Annotated in this window: 13 protein-coding genes and 1 pseudogene; 8 read left to right on the top strand and 6 right to left on the bottom strand. The window is 71.2% G+C overall.

From position 1 onward, the window contains the following. Positions 1-543: 543 nt before the first annotated feature. Positions 544-843, bottom strand: a complete 300-nt coding sequence (locus WMF42_RS16230; RefSeq protein WP_437692927.1) for a serine hydrolase — start codon at positions 841-843, stop codon at positions 544-546. Beyond that, positions 776-2,449, bottom strand: a complete 1,674-nt coding sequence (locus tag WMF42_RS16225; protein ID WP_437692925.1) for a cytochrome P450 — start codon at positions 2,447-2,449, stop codon at positions 776-778. The genes WMF42_RS16230 and WMF42_RS16225 overlap by 68 nt, the downstream gene beginning before the upstream one ends. A 118-nt stretch (positions 2,450-2,567) precedes the next feature. On the opposite strand from WMF42_RS16225, the gene WMF42_RS16220 reads away from it, so the two are divergent. From WMF42_RS16220 to WMF42_RS16205, 4 genes and pseudogenes are all read left to right on the top strand, one after another. Next, positions 2,568-4,511 (top strand): TrkH family potassium uptake protein, encoded by a 1,944-nt coding sequence (locus WMF42_RS16220; protein WP_437692923.1) that lies wholly within the window; start codon positions 2,568-2,570, stop codon positions 4,509-4,511. Positions 4,512-4,710: 199 nt separating this feature from the next. After that, positions 4,711-5,214: a hypothetical protein gene (locus tag WMF42_RS16215; RefSeq protein ID WP_437692921.1), complete on the top strand. Its 504-nt coding sequence runs from the start codon at positions 4,711-4,713 to the stop codon at positions 5,212-5,214. A 145-nt stretch (positions 5,215-5,359) separates the two neighbouring features. After that, the gene (locus WMF42_RS16210; RefSeq protein ID WP_437692919.1) at positions 5,360-5,854 is read left to right on the top strand and encodes a protein kinase domain-containing protein; all 495 of its coding nucleotides are present in this window, start codon (positions 5,360-5,362) and stop codon (positions 5,852-5,854) included. Continuing rightward, a pseudogene (locus WMF42_RS16205) lies at positions 5,758-5,994 on the top strand (response regulator); the annotation flags it as partial. The gene WMF42_RS16210 and the pseudogene WMF42_RS16205, both read left to right, overlap by 97 nt. Here WMF42_RS16205 and WMF42_RS16200 read toward each other — a convergent pair. Continuing rightward, positions 5,889-6,170 carry a hypothetical protein gene (locus tag WMF42_RS16200; RefSeq protein WP_437692917.1) on the bottom strand — a complete coding sequence of 94 codons (282 nt, stop codon included), beginning with the start codon at positions 6,168-6,170 and terminating at the stop codon, positions 5,889-5,891. The pseudogene WMF42_RS16205 and the gene WMF42_RS16200 overlap by 106 nt on opposite strands. Then, the gene (locus tag WMF42_RS16195; protein ID WP_437692915.1) at positions 6,122-7,429 is read right to left on the bottom strand and encodes a winged helix DNA-binding domain-containing protein; all 1,308 of its coding nucleotides are present in this window, start codon (positions 7,427-7,429) and stop codon (positions 6,122-6,124) included. Before WMF42_RS16195 ends, WMF42_RS16200 begins: the two co-directional genes overlap by 49 nt. Before the next feature lie 106 nt (positions 7,430-7,535). Here WMF42_RS16195 and WMF42_RS16190 point away from each other — a divergent pair, with 106 nt between their 5' ends. Continuing rightward, positions 7,536-9,134 (top strand): CotH kinase family protein, encoded by a 1,599-nt coding sequence (locus tag WMF42_RS16190; RefSeq protein ID WP_437692913.1) that lies wholly within the window; start codon positions 7,536-7,538, stop codon positions 9,132-9,134. Between the two features lie 432 nt (positions 9,135-9,566). Next, entirely contained in the window at positions 9,567-10,589 is a 1,023-nt protein-coding gene (locus WMF42_RS16185) for a serine hydrolase domain-containing protein (protein ID WP_437692912.1), read from the top strand. Between the two features lie 428 nt (positions 10,590-11,017). Here WMF42_RS16185 and WMF42_RS16180 read toward each other — a convergent pair whose 3' ends face one another. Further along, positions 11,018-11,287, bottom strand: coding sequence for a hypothetical protein (locus tag WMF42_RS16180; protein WP_437692910.1), 270 nt, complete (start codon positions 11,285-11,287; stop codon positions 11,018-11,020). Positions 11,288-11,518: 231 nt separating this feature from the next. On the opposite strand from WMF42_RS16180, the gene WMF42_RS16175 reads away from it, so the two are divergent. Both WMF42_RS16175 and WMF42_RS16170 read left to right on the top strand, forming a co-directional pair. Beyond that, positions 11,519-12,058: a hypothetical protein gene (locus tag WMF42_RS16175; RefSeq protein ID WP_437692908.1), complete on the top strand. Its 540-nt coding sequence runs from the start codon at positions 11,519-11,521 to the stop codon at positions 12,056-12,058. Continuing rightward, entirely contained in the window at positions 12,055-13,020 is a 966-nt protein-coding gene (locus WMF42_RS16170) for a hypothetical protein (protein WP_437692906.1), read from the top strand. The genes WMF42_RS16175 and WMF42_RS16170 overlap by 4 nt, the downstream gene beginning before the upstream one ends. Before the next feature lie 110 nt (positions 13,021-13,130). On the opposite strand, the gene WMF42_RS16165 is transcribed toward WMF42_RS16170, so the two are convergent. Then, positions 13,131-18,011, bottom strand: a complete 4,881-nt coding sequence (locus WMF42_RS16165; protein ID WP_437692904.1) for a beta-ketoacyl synthase N-terminal-like domain-containing protein — start codon at positions 18,009-18,011, stop codon at positions 13,131-13,133. Positions 18,012-18,016 lie beyond the last annotated feature (5 nt).

The raw sequence follows: 18,016 nt of genomic DNA, 5'->3' as shown, positions 1-18,016 counted from the left end.
CACCGTCTTCCAGGGGCCGGCGGGCGTTGATGAGCGAGCCTCCGACGTGAAACCGCGGATCACAGGGCGCCCATTGAATCGCGCCCCGATACGGAAGAGGTCTTTACCATAAATGGCAATTGTCAACCCGAATCCGAATCACAATACCCATGCTCCGGTGCGCGTATGAAGGATAGGACCCGGCAAGGTAGCTCCCCGAGCGCCGCCGGAGATGGGCCGATCTGCGAGCACAAGACTCCCCTCTCCTCCGGATCCAGCGTAGGAGAGAGGACCGAGGCGAGTACGGCAGCGCCATGACCCCGCGGAGAGGCGCCTCACGTGAAGCCGGGCGGCGCGGCCGTCGCGGTGATCCGCGCGACGGTGCCGACACGATGGCGTCGCTCGCGTCTGGCGACGCGCGATCAAGAACAGGTCAGGTGATCGAGCAATGACAGGTCAGGTGATCCAGGTAGTCGGCAGCGCGCTGCGACAGGGCGCCGCCACGGGAAGCTGCTGCGCGGGAGACGATCGCGGACAGCGAACCGATCGTCCCGCGCGCCCGCGTCACGGCTGCGCGGGGCCTTGGACGGCGCGCCGTACGGCGTCGGGGAGCTCGCCTACCATGCCGGCGAAGGCGGTGTTGGTCAGGACGACGACAGTGAGCTTCGCGCCGGGGTCGACCCAGAAATGGTGGCCATAGGCGCCGCTCCACTGCCAGGTGTGGAGAGGTTGTGCTATCCAGGCCGCATTCGCTCGGGCGCGCGCGGGCCCTCGCCGTCGCGAGCGCCGGCGTCGGTCACGGGCTGCTGATGCCCACCTCGGGCGAGGCGACCCGGGCCGGAGGGTCGGCGCGCCAGGCGACATGGCTCATCACGAAATGGCTCCTCGGGAGCGCCGGCAGCCGGGCGCCGTCGATCTCGAGATCCTGCGGGGGGACGTCATACCGGATCTCGCGGGTGAGGAAGCGCGCGGCGCCCTTCATGAGCTCGACGGCGATCCACTCGCCGGGGCAGCGGTGGTGCTCGCGATGGTCGCCGCCCCCCTGGGGAATCATGTCGAACATCCCGGGCTGCTCGCGCAGGAAGCGGTCCGGGAGGAAGAGATCCGGGGATTCCCAGGCCCTTGGATCGCGGTTGGTGCCGTGGAGATCGAGCAGCACCCGCACGCCGGCCGGGAAGCGGTAGCCCTGCCACGTGAAGGCGTCGCGCGTGCGCGCCGCGGCCGCGGGGAAGAACGGATAGAAGCGGCGGACCTCCTGCACGAAGCGCTCGAGATAGGCCTCGTCGCCGGCGGCGATGCGCTGGCGCGACGCGGGGTGGGCGTGCAGGGCGTGGGCGACGAAGGTGATGTAGACCGACACGGCCACGGTCGGGCGCAGGACGTTGTTGATCTCGACGGCGGCGACCTTCGGGCTCAGCAGCTCGCCGTCGAGGCCGCGGTGCGTGGCCACGACGTGGACCGGGCTGCCCTCGGGCACGCTCAGGCGGCCGGCGCGGATCTGCTCGACGACCCCGGCGAGCCACGCGTCGGCCTGCTGGCGGGCGAGCAGCGCGCGCCAGTGCCGCGGGCCCACGGCGCCGGCGCCCTCGAAGAGCGCGGCGAGCTGGCGCGTCCGGCGGGGGACCTCTTCCTCGGCCAGCGGGACGCCGGCCCAGGCGCAGACGGCGCGGGTGAGGACCTCGTGCGCCTGCTCGTACAGCGCGACGCCCTCGGAGGTGGCCGCCCAGCGTCGCGCGTGGGTCCGCCACTGGTCCGCGGCGATGTCGACGAGCCGCTGGAGGGCCTCGGGCGCCATCATGGACATGAACATCAGTTTACGGTGACGGTGCGCCTCGGCGTCGAGGCCCTGCACGCCGCCGCTGCCGAAGAGGGTCGCCTTGAGGCGGACCGGCGCGGCGCCCTTCCGCGTGAAGCGGGACGGATCGTAGAAAAGACGCGCGGCCTCGGGGCCTGTCATGCAGATCGTCCGCTGGAGCAGGAGCCTGGTCTCGAAGAGATCGGCGCCGAGCTGGCGGCACCGCCGCTGGATGAGGCGGTAAGGGTCCGCGAGCAGGGCCAGCGTGCTGTCGGGCAGCGGGTCGCGCGGGATCGCGCGGGTGCCCTCGGGGGCGGCCTCCAGAGGCTGCGCGCCGGCCCGCCGGAGCTCGCCGCCGAGGCGGCCGGTCACCGCGAGGCGGAGCATCCGCAGGTCGGCGCGGAGCGACAAGAGCGGGCTGTGGAACGTCGCCGGGCGGTTGCGCTCGACAAGGAAGTGCCCGAGCCAGGCGGGCCCGTATCCGACGAGCGGCGCCAGCAGCAGCAGGCGGGGCTTGCGGCGGACGACGCCCGCGCCGGCGAGCAGCAGCGCGGCCGCCGTGCCCGTCAGGTGCAGCGCGCGGTTGAGGCCGGTCCGGTGCTCCCGGAGGTAGTGGTCCCAGAAGTCGTCGAACGTCCCGTGCGCGCGGGGAACTGAGGCGTTTTTGTCGCTCATCGGTGTGCTCCGGTGGTTCCTGTGGCGGGTCGAGCGACAGCAAGCGAACGGCGTTCCAGGAGCGGGGTCGCGCAGCGGACGGGAGGGTAACTTGACGCCGCCCTGCGCGGTGGCGTGAATGCCGCGGGTGGATCCCTCACCGACCCCCTCCTCGCCGCCGAGCGCGCTGCGCGCCGAGCCGCCCGGCGATCCCGCGCAGGCCCGGCTGACGCTCGCGATGCTCGCGCAGCCCGCGGCGCCGGCCGCGCCGGGGGTCACCGCGGCCGGCGCGACCGCCGCGCCCCGGCGGCGCGCCGCCTGGATGCGGCCGGCGCCCTTGCTGGCGGGCAGCGCCGTCCTCCTCGGGTTCGACCTCGCCCTCGCGATCACGCCGCGCGCGTCGGCGGCCCTGACCGCCCTGGAGACGCTGCTCGTGCCCGCGTGGATCGCGGCCGTCGTGTCGCTGGAGCGCCTGCGCAAGGCGCTCGCCGGCGCGCGGGTCGAGGCGAGGAAGCCCCGGCTCGCCCTGTTCCTGCTCGCGCTCGTCCTGCTGCTCGCGTGCATCGGCGAGAAGTGGCTGATCGTGCTCGGGCACGCGGCCGAGGACGCGGGGCAGCGGGGGATCGTGCTCTACCGGTCCTACACGGTGCTCGCGTTCGTCGTGGCGCTCGTCGGCCTGCTGGGGCGCCGGCCGATCGAGCGGCTGATGGCCACGGCCGCGGAGCACCCGGCCCGGCTGATGGTGCTCTCGTTCGGGGTCGCCACGCTGCTCGGCAGCTTCCTGCTCACCTTGCCGCAGTCGCTCCGGAACGTCGCGGACGCGTCGTTCGTCGACGGCCTGTTCATGGCGGCGAGCGCCGTGTGCGTGACCGGGCTCGCCGTGCACAACGTCGCCGAGACCTACACGCCGTTCGGCCAGGCCGTCCTGCTGCTCCTGGTCCAGGTCGGCGGGCTCGGGATCATGGTCCTGTCGACGTTCTTCGCCATCGTGGCCGGCCGGAAGCTCAGGCTGCGCGACGCAGCGGTGATGGCCGAGATGATCGACGCCGAGTCGTTCGCGCGGCTCCGGCGCAACCTCGCCGCGATCGTCCTGTTCACGCTCGGCATCGAGGCGGTGGGCGCGCTCGGCCTGCTGTTCAGCTTCCTGCCCCACCACGAGATCGCCTCCGGGCCCGTCGCCGGCGAGCCGCTCTCGGGCGCCGGCGATCACCTCTGGGCGGCCGTCTTCCACGCGGTCAGCGCGTACTGCAACGCGGGCTTCTCGCTGTTCGGCGGGGGGCTCGTCCCGCTTGTCGGCTCGCCCGCCGTCTCCGGCGTGCTGGCGGGGATGGTGATCCTCGGCAGCCTGGGCTTTCCTGTGCACGACGAGCTCCTGCGCCGGGCCAGGCTGCGGCTCCGCGGCGAGCGGCCGCCGCGGCTCTCGCTTCACAGCCAGGTCGTGCTGATCGGCACCGCTGTGCTGCTCGCTGTCGGGACCTTGGGCTACCTGGCGCTCGAGTGGCGCCGGTCGATGGGCGGCCTGTCGTGGCCCGTGAAGGTGATGGCGAGCTTCTTCCAGTCGGCGATGACGCGGTCGGCGGGCCTCAACACGGTGGATTACGGCCTCATGGGTCCGGCGACGTGGATGCTGACCTGCATGCTGATGTTCATCGGCGGCGCGCCGGGATCGACGGCGGGCGGGATCAAGATCACGACGTTCGCCGCGCTGTTCGCGGCGCTGCGCGCCGAGCTGCGCGGGGACGAGGCGCCGCACCTGCTCGGCCGGACCATCCCGGCGGCCACGGTGCGCCGCGCCCTCGCGATCGCGTGCCTGATGGTGGTGCTCGTCTCGGGCTTCCTGCTCGTGATGCTCACCCTGGAGCCGCACGACCCGCTGGGCCTCGCCCTGGAGACGATCAGCGCGCTCGCGACGGCCGGCCTGTCGGCGAACGTCACGCCGTCGCTGAGCGCGCCGGGGAAGCTGATGATCACCCTGGCGATGTTCATCGGGCGCATCGGGCCGCTGACGCTGGCGATGGCGCTCGCGAACCAGGCGCGGTCGCGGTTCTACCGGCTGCCGGAGGAGAAGGTAGGGATCGGGTGAGCGGGGGCGCTCGGCGCGCGCGGCGGGGGCGCTGGGATCGTGCTGCCCGCCCCGCCGGAGCGGCGCCGGCGACGATTCCGCGAAGGGCCGGGGGGCTTCGGCTCATCCAGGGAGCAGGAGGCATCCGCGCCTCCCGAAGGCCGCTGTCGTCGCGACAGCGCGCCACGCGGCCGCGCGATGCTCACAGAGGAGATCCATCATGGCTTATCGCAGATCCGTTGTTGTGCTCGCAATGGCCGCCCTCGGCGGCGTGCTCGCCGGGTGCCCGATGGGCGATCCCGAGGGCCCCGGCGCCAGGGGCGTCGTCTCGCTGGGTGAGGGCGTGAGCACGAGCGAGCGCAAGACGCTCCGGGTCCGCGCCGTCCCGGCCTCGGACACGCCCTTCGACCCGGACAACCCGCAATTCCCCGGTCCGGACCTCGATGGCGACGATCGATGGCTCACACACGAGGTGTCTCTGGAGGGGCTGAGCTTCCCTCAGCCGTACGAGATCGGCGCCGTCCTCGGCATTACCGATCACGAGCGCTGGCGCGTGTTCGCGTGGCTCTCCGCCGACGAGATCGAAGAGCAAAGCGACGCGCCGAGGAGCGGGGAGCCCTACGGGACGACCACTGTCGATATCGACAGCTGCGGGCTGAGCTACGGCGGGTACTGCACGGTGACCGAGGGGGTGGACGTCACCCTCGATCAGACGGCGCCCTGACAGCGCATCGCGCAGGACGTCATCGCCTCGTCTCGCAATCCCCCTCACCCACAGCGGCGCCGGCGGTACGCGACATCGCTGTTCCTGGCGAAGTGTGCGAGTTCACTCGGCATTTTGTGGGCGTGAGCACGCGCACAGCAAAGCCTTGACGTTCGGGACGGCTGGCGTGCTCGGGGGCGTGCATGCGGCCGGCATCATGCACAAGGACGTCAAGCCGCAGAACATCCTCGTCGATGAAGGGTGGGCCGAGGTCGTGCTCGTCGACTTCGGCATCGCGTCGGAGCTGGCCCAGGAGGCGACCGAGGCGAGCCTGCCCGACGCGCTGGGCGTGATGCTGTTCGAGGCGCTGTCGGGGCGGCGGCCGTTCCTCGACAAGAACCCGCTCGCGCTGGTGCACGCGCACCTCGCCATCGAGAGCCTCGTCGAGGGCGTGCCCGCCGTCGTGGCGCGGCTCGTCGAGCGCTGCCTCGAGAAGCACCCCGAGCAGCGGTACCAGACGGCCAGCGTGCTCGTGGTGGACGACAACGCCGACACCGCGCCGTTGTGCGCGATCTGCTGGCGCCGCTCGGCTTTTCGGTCCTCGAGGCGGAGGGCGGCGAGGCGGCGCTCCGGATGGCGGCCGAGCGCGCTCCGGCGCTGATCGTGATGGATCTGGCGATGCCGGGGATGGACGGCTACGAGACCACCCGGCGCCTGCGGCAGATCCCCTCCCTGGAGCGGACCGTCATCCTCGCCTCGTCGGCGGGGGTCGCGGGGCGCGAGGTCGAGCGGAGCCGCGAGGCCGGGTGCGACGACTTCCTCCCGAAGCCCGTGGAGGCGGGCGCGCTGCTCGATCGGCTCCAGCGCTCGCTGGGGCTGTCGTGGATCCGCGACGAGCGGCCGGGACAGCTCCCCTCGCCGGCCCAGCTCATCGAGGCCGAGATCGCCGCGCTGCCGTGCCCGCAGCCCGACGACATGGCGCGGCTCCTGGATCTGTCGAGCCGAGGACGGGTGCTCGAGCTTTCGCCCGCGCCGGAGGCGCCTTCAGGGCCGCGCCGGCCTTGGCCCGCGCCGCGGGCGCCTTCGCATTCCCGCCGCCCTTCGCCCGGGCGCCAGGCGTCTTCGCAGGTCCTGTCTTCTCGAAGCGCACATCGAAGAGGCTGGCGTCCTCCTCGACGAAGCGGAGGAGCGCCTCCCCCTCCTCGGCGAGCTGATCGCGCGCTCCCCTGGAGAGCGCCTCGAACGGCGCGACAACGAGCGTGGCCGAGGCCTTCTTCCGCTCGATCGTCCACGTGCCGGCCACGAAGCCGTCCACGAGGAACGTCGGCAGGATGCGCAGGTTCGCGGACAGGACGATCCGGCCGCGATGCTCGTCCGCGATCACCCGCGTGCGGTCGTCGTGCGCGAGCAGGAGGTTGTCGTAGTCGGGGACAAACCGGACCGGCGCGGCGGCGTCCGCGGGCGGGCGCGGGGCATCGGGGAGATCGAAGAGCTCACGGCCTCGCTCGTCGCGGAACGTGCAGAGCCGCTCCCGCAGGGACTGGAGCACGTCCTTGACCCGGGTGAGGCCGGACCACGTCTGCACGTCGGTCGCTGTCGCCGGGCCGAACGACGCGAGGTAACGGAGCACGAGCGCGCGAGGCCCGTCGACCTCGCGGAACGGCTTGCCCAGCCACGACGCAGCCGGGGCGAAGTCCGCCGTTCCCGGGTAGCCCCACGCTGTCCCGGCGGGGACCTGGACGACCGGCAGGTGCATGCGAACCGCGAGCGCCATGGCCCGCACGTCGCCGTCGGGGTGGAGCTGGGCCAGGTTGTCGCGCAGCTCGTCCATGGTGCGCGGCGCCTCATCGAAGTACGCGCGCGCCTCGGCGACCAGCCGGGGGATGTCGAGGGCGTCCGCGCGCGCGCGGAGGACCGATCGCACAGCGGCGTGGAGCACCGGCGCGATGACCGGGTGCAGATCCAGGTAATCCTTCGCGCTCACGAGGTGCAGCGTGCCGCGCAGGAACGGCGCCCGGACGACCTCGCGGCGCGCGATCAGCTCGACGAGGTGCTCGCGCCGGAACCCCGCGAGCCGCGACCAGAGCCCGATGAACGGTGGCCGCGCGAGCTGCGCCTGGAGGGCGATGAGCCGCTCGATCCCGTGGACGGCCGTGGCGCGCTCGCGCGAGAGCAGCATCTGTCGCGCGAGCGTGGCCCGGTTCAGATCTCTTCGTGTCAGCGTCGTCGTGGGCACGCCGGCGAGCGTAGTGCGGATCGGGCCGTCGCTGACCCACCACAACCGCACGGCATCCGTCCACGTGCCCTTCCGCCTGCGCGCGTCCGCGCTAGATTCACCCCCCATGCGAAAATTGCACCTGCTCAGGCCGCTGACAGCGGCCCTGGCCTTGATATCGCTTCACGCAGCCGGCTGCTCCGACACGCCCTCCCAGGGCGACCCCTTGACGGGCGACCCGTCCGGCCCCGGCGGCGGCTCCGGCCCCGGCGGTGCCTGCGCGCCGTCCGGCGGCGGGCCGCACTGGCTCCTCGAGGGGGAGACAGTGAAGTTCCCCGTGGCGTGCTCGACAGGCCTCGCGCTCCCCGGCGACGCCTTCGAGGTCGTCGATCTCCCCGAGGGCGCCGCCTACGATCCGGTCGCGCGGGAGGTGACGTTCTCGCCCGGGCTCGACCAGGCCGCTGTCTACGAGGTCGAGATCCGCGTCGCGCAGACCGATGAGGTCGGGCGCGTCAAGATCGGCGTCGCCGACGACTGGGCCGATCCGTCGAACGTGCCCGTCGTCGATCCGGCCAGCTACCCCGAGGAGTACGGCCTTCCGGTGTTCTTCCTCTCGCCGGGGCCCGATGCCAAGGAGTACGCCCCGGCCACGGTCGTCTACCGAGGTCACACGTACCAGGCCGAGGCGGAGCTCCGCGGCGAGAGCTCGCTCTCGTACCCGAAGCAAAGCTACACCCTGAAGTTCCCCAAGAACGACAAGTTCAACGAGCCCGACGAGGCCGGCGGGTTCACCGATCGTCGCAAGGTCGTGCTCGCCAGCACGTTCGACGACAACTCCTATGTCCGGCAGCGCCTCGCCTACGATCTCTGGAACCGCCTCGATCCGGAGCACATCCAGATCAAGACCTACAGCGCCGTGCTGTACATCGACGGGGAGTACCGGGGCCTCTACACCGTCGTCGATCACGTGAACGGGTACCTGATGGAGGACCACGGGTATCCGCAGGACGGCAACCTCTACAAGGCGGTCAGCCACGACGCGAACTTCGCGCTCACGCCCTACAGGGGCGAGGGCGAGCCGAAGGAGACGCTGCACGACGGCTTCGAGAAGAAGGAGGGCGAGCCGCCCGAGGGCGAGCCGGGGGCGTTCGCGGACCTGGAAGAGCTCGTGGACTTCGTGGCCACGTCCGATCCGGAGACGTTCGTCGCCGAGATCGACGCGCGGATCGATCGGCGCGATTACGAGGACTGGTGGATCTTCGCCACGTTCATCGTGGCCAACGACTCGGCCGGGAAGAACAGCTACCATTACCACGACCCCGCGCCCGGCAACGTGTTCCGCTATGCGCCGTGGGACTTCAACGCGAGCTTCGGCCAGGCGTGGGAAACGTCGCGCGAGTCGGCGTCGGAGCGCGTCGACTACACGACCATGAACCTCCTTTTCCAGCGCTTCCTGGAGGAGCCCTCGATCGGCGACCCGCTGCGCGCCCGCTACAACGACGTCCTGCACGGCGTGTTCGCCGACGCCGAGGTGCAGGCGCTCGTGGACGGCTACATCCAGCGCATCGACGCGAGCGCGCGCCGCGACGAGGCGCGGTGGAGCGAGGCGTACAGGAGCTACGAGGGCTGGAACACGCGCACCGACTTCACGACCTACGAGGAGGAGATCGCCTACCTCAAGGCGTGGATCTCGGAGCGCTGGCAGCACCAGGACGAGCTCTACTGAGGCGTCGCCGGGCGCGACCCGCCAGAGCACATCACGCTTCGCTCCTCCACGCTCTCCATCCCTCCCGAACGTAGGTCTCCGCAGTGCGGGGAGTCACGCTCGCCGCTGACGGCCGTGCGCGAACTCACCTCTATTTTGCAGACCGGTTGACATCGACAGCGGTCTTCCGTCTCTTGCCGCCGCTCGGCGCGCGAGGCCGTCGTGCCCTTCCGGGTCACGTCGCCCCGGCGCGGTGGGCTCAACGTGCGCGAGGGTCCGGAGATCTGCTCGATGCGTCATGTCCTTCACCGGCTTGCCTTGATTGCCTTTCCTGCCTTCTCGTCGCTCGCCGGGTGTGGGGCCGACCCCGCCGGCCCCACGGAGACGGCCGCGAGCGTCGGCGGGGACCACGGCGGTCGGCCCGGGGAGGCAGCGGGCCCGGGAGGCGACGCCATGGCCTGCGCCCCGCTCGCCGCCCGGCTCCAGGCGGCGCTCGACGCAGCGGTCGACGCACAGGGGCTCCCCGGCGCCGCCGCGGCCGTGGACCTCGGGGGCTGCTCGTTCCGAGGCGCGGCGGGGGTGGCGAACATCGAGCCGAGGACGCCGATGAAGCCAGGAGATCTCTTCCGCGCGGGGAGCATCACCAAGACGTTCATCTCGACGCTGGTGCTGATGCTCCGCGCCGAAGGTGCGCTCTCGCTCGACGACGCCGTATCGGCGCACGTGGCGGGGGTCCCCCGCGGCGAACAGATCACGATACGGCAGCTTTTGAATCATACAAGCGGCCTGTTCAACTACACGGACACCGACGCGTTCCTGAGCGCGGTCGAGGCCGACCCGACCCGCGCGTGGACGCCCGAGGAGCTCATCGCCTTCTCCGCCGCAGAGCCGCCGTATTTCGAGCCGGGCCGGGGCTTCGCGTACTCCAACACGAACTACATCGTCGCTGGCTGCCTCGTCGAGGCGGTCTCCGGAGAGCCTGTCGTGGCGCTGCTGCGCGCGCGCATCCTCGAGCCCGCCGGCCTCGCCAGCACGTACCTCGACGGCGCCGAGCCCGCGGTGCCCGGGCTCGTGCGCGGCTACGGGTCGTACGGCGGCGAGCTCGTCGACACGACGTCCGCCGCGGACCCGTCGTCCGCGTGGACCTCGGGCGGCCTGGTGTCGAGCACGGGGGACCTCACCACGTTCTTCGTCCGGCTCCTCGGCGGCGGGCTGCTCGGCCCGGCCGAGCTCGCGGAGATGACCACCTGGGTCGGCGCCCTGCCGGCGGACGCGCGGGGTTACGGGCTCGGGCTCGCCCGACGCGCATCGCCGGTCGGCGCGACCTACGGCCATGGGGGCAGCATGTGGGGCTTCGTTTCCGCGTCGTACAGCGCTGTAGAGCGCGACGCTGCCATCACCGTGCTCGTCAACCACGAGGAGGGCGACGTCGAGGCGATCGTCGATGATCTGTTGCGCGTCCTGAAGGCGCCTTGAGGCGATCGCCGCGCTCGACGGAGATCCGACCTTTCACCAGGAGATCCGCGCGAGCCCGCCCGGCCAGGTTCGCGTCGTCGTGGCCTTTCTCTGGTGGATTCACCGTACAACCTACCAGGGAATTCCCCCATTTGGCAGCCGTTTTCAGCGGAGAAATTCAACAGGGAGGCGGGGAGGCGGGGAGTATTTTGAAGATTTTCCTCCCCGCCTCCCCGTGAATTTTCCGAAGAATCGAGGGGGCTCCTCAGTACAACTCCTGCACACCGAGGAGCGATCACCGGGTGTTCCTGCCGCCTACTCGGCGATGTCGGGGCTCACCGTGGGGTTGTGAGAGCGCCGCTGTCACCCCATGTTCCTACCGGATCGGCGTACCGCTTGCATCGCGAGGCTCCACGGCCCCCCTGTTGGGAGCTCGACCTTGGAAGGAGTCAACGATGAAGTTCGTGGAGCTGATCGTAACCTTGGGAGCATGCGCTGTGGCGCTCGGTGGCGCGCAGTTCACCGCTGCTGCCGCCACAAGGCCTGTGGAGGATCTCGCGCTTGTCGAAGAGGCGCCGGCGCCGCTCTCGGCCGAGTTGATGAGTGATCGCCAATCGCATCACGGTCAGCACGGCCATCACGGTCAGCACGGCCATCACGGTCAGCACGGCCATCACGGTCAGCACGGTCACCATGGCCACCACGGTCACCACGGTCATCGCGGCCACTGGTTCCACGGGCGCTCGTTCCTCGGCGCGGCTTCGTACGGGGCGCTGCCCACGCCTGTCGTGCTCCTGGCCGAGCATCGCTGACGCTCGTCCAGCGGACCGGCGACGCAGGATGAGGCACCCGGGTGACCGGCTGTCCTTCATCCTCGGCGCCGGAGCTCGCCGGCCGGCGCGCGGCCGTCAGAAGCCGGTGTGAGAGGGGGAATGATGCGAAGAGAGGCGATGGACCGGTGGCGAGCGCTCGTGGTCCTGGCCGCGGCCGCGGGGCACCTCGGCCTCGTGATCGTCCTGGGAGCGTTCCCGATCGACCTCGGCTGCGGGCGGTGGCTGGCGGACGCGCTGGCCTTGTACGGCACGCTCTCCGGCGCCGACAGCGGGTATGCCTTCTTCGCTCCCGCCGTCGCCTCGCCCCCCTCGGCGACGTTCGAGATCGTGGACGCGACGGGGGCGGCGACAACGGATCACCTCAAGCCCGGGACGAGCTCCGAGGCAGACCTGCGCGCCGGGAACATCGTCGGGAGGTTCTGGCTTCAGGACGATCCGGCGCTGAAGCGCTCGATCGCCGCGTCCTGGGCCGGGAAGATGTTCGCCAGGCACCCCGGCGCCGTCAGCGTCGTCGTGCGCGTGGAGGAATGCGAGGTCGCCTCGATGCACGCGTACCGCCAGGGAGACGGGTTCAGGTGTCACCGGCATTACCAGGCGAAGTTCGTTCCCCAGGCGACGGCGCGCGCCGCGAAGCAGCCAGTCCAGGAGGCGCCATGAGCGGGCACGCCGCGCTTCGCCCCGCGGATCGGGCGGCGCTCGGGCGCGCGTGGCAGGCGATCGATCGCTTCGCGTTCGCGCCTGCGTCGGCCGTGCCCCTCGCGGCGCTGCGGATCGGGCTCGCGTCGGTGCTGCTTCTCCAGGCCGCGATGGTCGCGCCGGTGTTCCTCGATCTGTACGGGCGGTCCGGCTTCCTCCAGGGGCCGCTCAACGACATGATGGCCCGGAGCCACCTTCTCCGCGTCGGCTGGCTCATCGACGCCCTCGCCCCGCTGGGCATCGGCGAGGCAGCGCTCATCCGGGGCACCGGCGCGCTCTACGCGCTCGCGCTCGTCGCGCTCCTCCTCGGGTGGCGGGCGAGGGCCGCGGCCGCGCTGGCCTGGCTCACCCACCTGCTGCTGATGATGACGGCGGACAGCACGAGCTACGGCGCGGACAGCTACGCCCACATCTTTCTCTTCTACCTCCTGTGGATGCCCTCCGGAGCCGCGCTGTCGCTGGACCGCTGGCTCGGTCGCGCGCCCGGCGACCCGCCGGCGACAACGCGGCTGTCGCTGCGCGTCGTGCAGGTACACCTCTGCATCTCCTACCTCGCGAGCGGGCTCCACAAGGCGTCCGGCGAGCAGTGGTGGAGCGGCGAGGCGGTCTGGCGCTCGGTCATGCTGCCCGAGTATCGGCAGATCGATCTCTCCTGGCTCGCTCACCACCCCTGGATCCCGATGGTCGCCGGCTGGCTCGTGATCCTTGTCGAGGCCGGCTACGCGCTCTTCATCTGGCCGCGGCGCAGCCGCCGGCTCTGGGTGGCGGCCACGGTGGCGCTGCACGTCGGCATCGCGATCTTCATGGGGCTCGTCGTGTTCGGCGCCCTCATGGCGGTGCTCACGCTCGCGGCCTTCGGGGTGAGCGCCGAGCCGCGCGGATCGATCGCGGAGCGCTCGGTGCCCCGGATGAGCCTCACGTGACCCCCGCGGGTGCGCCGCTCCCGTCGCCTCTGGCGTGGATGTCGGCGCGCTGCTAGCACCACGACGCGCTCGACTGAGCGCCCGCCCGGCGGCTCGGTGGAGGGTGCGGCTCAGATGAGCTCGACGCAGCGCGCGAGATCCTGAGCGACCGCCTTCAACACCTGCTCGCGAGCGCTGCTCACGAACACATGGTCGCCAGAGACCATTCGCAACACGAGCTCGCCCCGCGTGTATCGTCCCCAGCCCGAGAGGGCGTCGCGGCGCACCAGCGTGTCGTCCGTGCCGCCGAACACGGAAATGGGGCAGCGAACAGGCTCGCCTTCGTCGCAGGCGTAGCTCCTCATCAAGCGAAGGTCAGCCTGCATCACTGGCAGGAGCACTTCCACCAGATCGGGGTGATCCAGCATGGGATCCGACATCAACCCCAGTCGCTGGAGCGCGCGCCGCCGGGCTGCCTCCGAGACGTCGGTGTCGACGGCGTCGCGGATGCTCTCGGTGACCACGGTCACCCCGTGCGGGGGCGGCGATGCGGCGATGAAGAGATGGATCGGCCCCCGCCCGCGCGTGCCCTCCAGCCTCCGCGCAAGCTCGAAGCCAATGATCCCGCCCATGCTTGTCCCGAAGAAGGCGAACGGCATGTCCAGGAGGGGCTCCATGGCTCGCTGCAGCGCGTCGAGGAGCGGGGGAAAGCTCTCGTAGGGGGGCTCCTCCCGCCGATCTTCGCGGCCAGGGAGCTTCACCGGGCAGACCTCGACACGCCCGCCGAGCGCGTCACCCCAGGTACGGTAGGTGAAGTCGCTGCCGCCCCCGAACGGGAAGCAGAAGAGGCGCAGGCGTGCCTCGGAGGCTCGCGGGCGGCGGCGGAACCACAGCTTCGTCCGGGCGTCCGCGGCCGTTTCCGCCGCCGCGCGGCCGCTCGGCGCGGGCGAAGCCCCGGCCATCTGTCCGGCGAGCTCACGTGGGCTCGGACCGCGAAGCAGGTCGACCACGGGCACCGCGAGGCCCAGCTCCTTCTCGATCCGATGCTTCAGCTCCATCGCCATGAGCGAGTCCAGTCCAAGCTCCCGGAGCGACGCGCCGGGATCGATCTCGGCGCGCGGAAGGCTCACAACCCCGGACACCTGCTCGAGGAGGTACGACTCGATGAGCGCCTGGCGCTCGGAGACGGGCGCCGCGTCGAGCTGGATCGCCGGGCGTGCCGCGACGGAGACCTCGCGACCACGACCAGCGCCGCGCTTGCCCTCCACCACGCGGCGGAGCGCCTCGGGCGCGGCCCGCCAGAAGCGCAGTCCCTCGACGACGGCCACGACCTCCTCGCGCTCGTCGAGCAGACGCACATCCACGACGAGGCTGTCGCCGGCCTCTCCCTCTTCGCGAATTCGCACGTGGGACCAGCGCACCTTCCCCGGCGCGGCCCTGGGCTGATGCAGGCGCTCGATGCCGATGGCGACATACGTCCTCCCGCTCGGATGCTGCGAGCGCTCGCCGGGCAGCGCTGCCTTGAAGGAATGTACCGCGGCTTCGAGGCTCTGCGCCTCGGCGACGAGCGCTCTGGGAGCGAACGCGTACGACCCCGCCTCGAGGCCGGTCTCCGACGGATCGCGGAGTTCGGTGAGGGACTCGCCGTCTCGACGGAAGACGCGCTGGACCAGACGATAGCTCGGGCCGAGATGATGCTCGTCGCTCCAGTGCCTGCTGTAGAAATCGTCGCCGGCGATCTCTTCACGACACCGGGCCCTCACGCCCGCGAGGGAGCCTTCGCTCGCCGCAGAGCGAGGAGCCGGGGCGGTCCCCGGTCGAAGGACGCCCGCCGTGTGCAGCTTCCAGCCGGCGGGGCTCCCGACGAGCTCGCCATCGACGCTGAAGAGCCGGAATGACACATCGCCGCTCGCCGCGGGCTCCAGCACCACCTGCACGACTCGAGGCTCTTCCTCGGCCACCACGAGGGCCTCCCGGAAAGCGACATCGGCCACCGTGAGCGCCTGGGGGGCGCCGCTCTCCTCGCCCAGCGCCGCCTTCGCCATCGCGAGGTGCGCGACACCCGAGACCACATTGAACCCGAAGACGCGGTGGTCGCGGAAAATGCTCACCGCCTTCGGATCGAGCTTCACCTCGAAGGCCACCGTGACAGGTGAGTGGACGCGATGCCCGATGAGCGGATGACCTCCCCGGGCGTCGCTCGCGCGCGGCGCCGGCGCGCGCCCCGCCGCGGGCTCATGCCCCGAGGCGTCGAACCAGTAGCGCTCGCGCTGGAAAGGATAGGTCGGCAGCACGACGCGGTTGCGAGGAGCGTCGCGGTAGACGCCGCGCCAGTCGATCTCGACCCGGCGCGTATAGAGCTCGGCCAGCGAGCTCAGCACCGTATGCCAGTCGCCCTTGCCGTCGCGGAGCGAAGGCAGCCACGCCCCCACGTCGGCGGGCAGACATCTCCGACCCATGCCCAGCAACGTCGGCTTCGGGCCGATCTCCACGAAGATGTCGACGCCAAGGGCCTGAAGGCTCCGGATGCCGGCGGCGAAGCGCACCGGCTCGCGCGTGTGGCGCCGCCAGTAAAGAGGGCTCGCGAGCTCGCCGGACGACGCTGGGCTGCCCGTGAGGTTCGAGATCAGCTTGATGTGAGGTGACGCGTAATCGACCCTGGCCGCGGCGCGCTCGATCTCGTCCAGGATGGGGGCCATCAGCGGGGAGTGAAAGGCATGTGAGGCCTTCAGCTCCCGGGTCCTCACCCCCTCGATCTCGAGCTGCCGAGAGATCCGCTGCACGACCTCTCGCGCCCCGGAGATCACCGTCTCGCTCGGGCTGTTCACCGCCGCGATCGCCACCTGGCTCGCCCATGGCGCGATCGCCTCCGACACGCGCTCCTCGCCGTCGAAGATCACCATCATCTGCCCGTCGCGGGGCAGCCCCTGCATCAACCGACCTCGCTCGGCGACCAGCGCGAGCCCCTGCTCGAGCGAGAAGGCACCCGCCGCGCACGCGGCCGAGAGCTCCCCGACGCTGTGGCCCAGCACCGCATACGGATCGACCCCCCACTCCCGCCACAGCTCCGTGAGCGCATACTGGATCGCGAAAAGCGCCGGCTGCGTGTAGGCCGTCTCGTCCAGCGAGGGAGCGCCTCCGGGTCGCTGGTCGGGGTAGAGCACGTCCAGCAGTCGAACCGGGAGGAGCGGGCGCAGGATCTCATCGCAGCGATTGAGCGCCTCCTGGAAGGTCAGGTGCGTCTCGTAGAGCTGCCTTCCCATCCCTACGTATTGCGACCCCTGCCCCGTGAACAGGAACGCCACCTTCGGGCTGGCGTCCCCGCGCACACGCCCGGTGACGATCCCCGGAGCAGGCTCCCCGGACGCGAACGCGGCGAGCCGGGACCGCGCTTCCGAGGGAGAGGCGACCACGGCCGCAAGCCGATGCTCGAAATGTGACCGTCCAGCGCCGGCCGTGAAGCACACATCCGCGAGGGATACCCCGGACGACCCGGCGAAATAGGCCTCATAGCGCGCGGCGAGCGCGCGGAGCGCCTCCCCCTTGCGCGCCGAAAGCGCGAGGATGTGCAAGGGCATCGATAGCTCCGTCGGCAGCGCGTCCTCGGGCGGCTCCACGGGAGGGGGGTCGGAGAGCACGACGTGCGCGTTGGTCCCGCTGATCCCGAACGAGCTCACCCCGGCGATGCGGCGCTCGCCCTGCGGGATCCACGGGGTGAGCTCCGCCGGCAGGCGCGCCGGGATCTCGTGCCAGGGGATGTTCCGGCTCGGATCGCGCACGGGCTGCGGCGGGATCTCTCCGTGCTGAAGCGAGAGCACGGCCTTGATCAGCCCCGCCATGCCGGCTGCGCCCTCGCAATGGCCGATGTTGGCCTTCACGGAGCCGAGATAGAAGGGGCGGCCCGGGGGCCGTCCCTCGCCGAGTACCTCCCCCAGCGCACGGACCTCGATGGGGTCCCCCAGCGACGTCCCCGTCCCGTGCGCCTCGACGTAATCCACCTCCGCAGGCTCCACCCCTGCGTCGGCGAGCGCCTGGCGCACCAGGTCCTGCTGCGCCAGCCCGTTCGGGACCGTCGGGCCGCTGCTCGGCCCGTCCTGGTTGACGGCCGTGCCACGGATCACGGCGAGGATGGGACTTCGATGCTGAAGCGCGCTCGAGAGCCGCTCGAGCACGACGACGCCGCACCCTTCGGCGCGGCCGTAGCCGTCCGCCGTCTGTTCGAACGACTTGCAGCGGCCGTCGGGCGAGAGCGCCCGCATCCTGCTGAGCAGGATGCTCCCCCACGGGGTGAGGATCAGGTTGACGCCGCCCGCGATCGCCAGGTCGGTCTCGCCACTCCGCAGGCTGCGACAGGCCAGGTGAACCGCCACCAACGACGACGAGCACGCGGTATCGATCGTCAGACTCGGTCCCTGGAGCCCGAGCATGTACGAGAGGCGTCCGGGCGCGACGCTCGGCAGCGTGCCCGTGAGCACGTAGTCGTCGAGCTGCCGCGGGTCGCCGGCTTTCGCGAGCAGGTTCGCGGCGTAATACTCGCTGCTGGTCATGCCCAGGAAAACGCCGGTGCGGCTGCCGGAGAGCTCGCTCGGCGCCCGCCCCGCGCGCTCGATCGCCTCCCAGCTCGTCTCCCAGAACAGACGGTGCTGGGGATCGATGCTGACGGCCTCGCGCGGGCTGATGTTGAAGAAGCGGGCGTCGAACCGATCGACCTCGCGGAGGAAGCTGCCCCGGCGCGTGTACATGCGGCCCGGAACGCTCGGATCCGCGTCGTACCAGGCGTCGACGTCCCACCGCTCGCGCGGGACCTCGTCGCTCGCGTCGACGCCGTCGGAGAGCAGGCGCCAGAACTCCGAGGGGCTCTCCGCGCCGGGGAAGCGAAGGGCCATGCCGATGACGGCGATCGGCTCGGTCCTCGCGCGCTCGGCCTCGTCGAGCCGCTCGCGCAGGAGCTTCATGTCGAGGAGCGCCTGCCTGAGGACGCTCTGACGGCTGATATCTTCCTTGCTGCTCATGGGCC

This window comes from Sorangium sp. So ce176, assembly GCF_051519835.1.
Lineage (GTDB): Bacteria > Myxococcota_A > Polyangia > Polyangiales > Polyangiaceae > Sorangium > Sorangium cellulosum_G.
The sequence above is the reverse complement of the archived record's forward strand: the minus strand, read 5'-3'. Positions and strand labels throughout refer to the sequence as shown.

Coding starts and splice junctions, on each gene's coding strand:
- WMF42_RS16165 (WP_437692904.1), bottom strand. CDS start 18,011: ATGAGCAGCAAGGAAGATATCAGCCGTCAGAGCGTCCTCAGGCAGGCG.
- WMF42_RS16180 (WP_437692910.1), bottom strand. CDS start 11,287: ATGACCGTGGTGACCGTGGTGGCCATGGTGACCGTGCTGACCGTGATG.
- WMF42_RS16200 (WP_437692917.1), bottom strand. CDS start 6,170: ATGTCGTCGGGCTGCGGGCACGGCAGCGCGGCGATCTCGGCCTCGATG.
- WMF42_RS16170 (WP_437692906.1), top strand. CDS start 12,055: ATGAGCGGGCACGCCGCGCTTCGCCCCGCGGATCGGGCGGCGCTCGGG.
- WMF42_RS16185 (WP_437692912.1), top strand. CDS start 9,567: ATGGCCTGCGCCCCGCTCGCCGCCCGGCTCCAGGCGGCGCTCGACGCA.
- WMF42_RS16215 (WP_437692921.1), top strand. CDS start 4,711: ATGGCTTATCGCAGATCCGTTGTTGTGCTCGCAATGGCCGCCCTCGGC.
- WMF42_RS16175 (WP_437692908.1), top strand. CDS start 11,519: ATGGACCGGTGGCGAGCGCTCGTGGTCCTGGCCGCGGCCGCGGGGCAC.
- WMF42_RS16220 (WP_437692923.1), top strand. CDS start 2,568: ATGCCGCGGGTGGATCCCTCACCGACCCCCTCCTCGCCGCCGAGCGCG.
- WMF42_RS16230 (WP_437692927.1), bottom strand. CDS start 843: ATGTCGCCTGGCGCGCCGACCCTCCGGCCCGGGTCGCCTCGCCCGAGG.
- WMF42_RS16225 (WP_437692925.1), bottom strand. CDS start 2,449: ATGAGCGACAAAAACGCCTCAGTTCCCCGCGCGCACGGGACGTTCGAC.
- WMF42_RS16190 (WP_437692913.1), top strand. CDS start 7,536: ATGCGAAAATTGCACCTGCTCAGGCCGCTGACAGCGGCCCTGGCCTTG.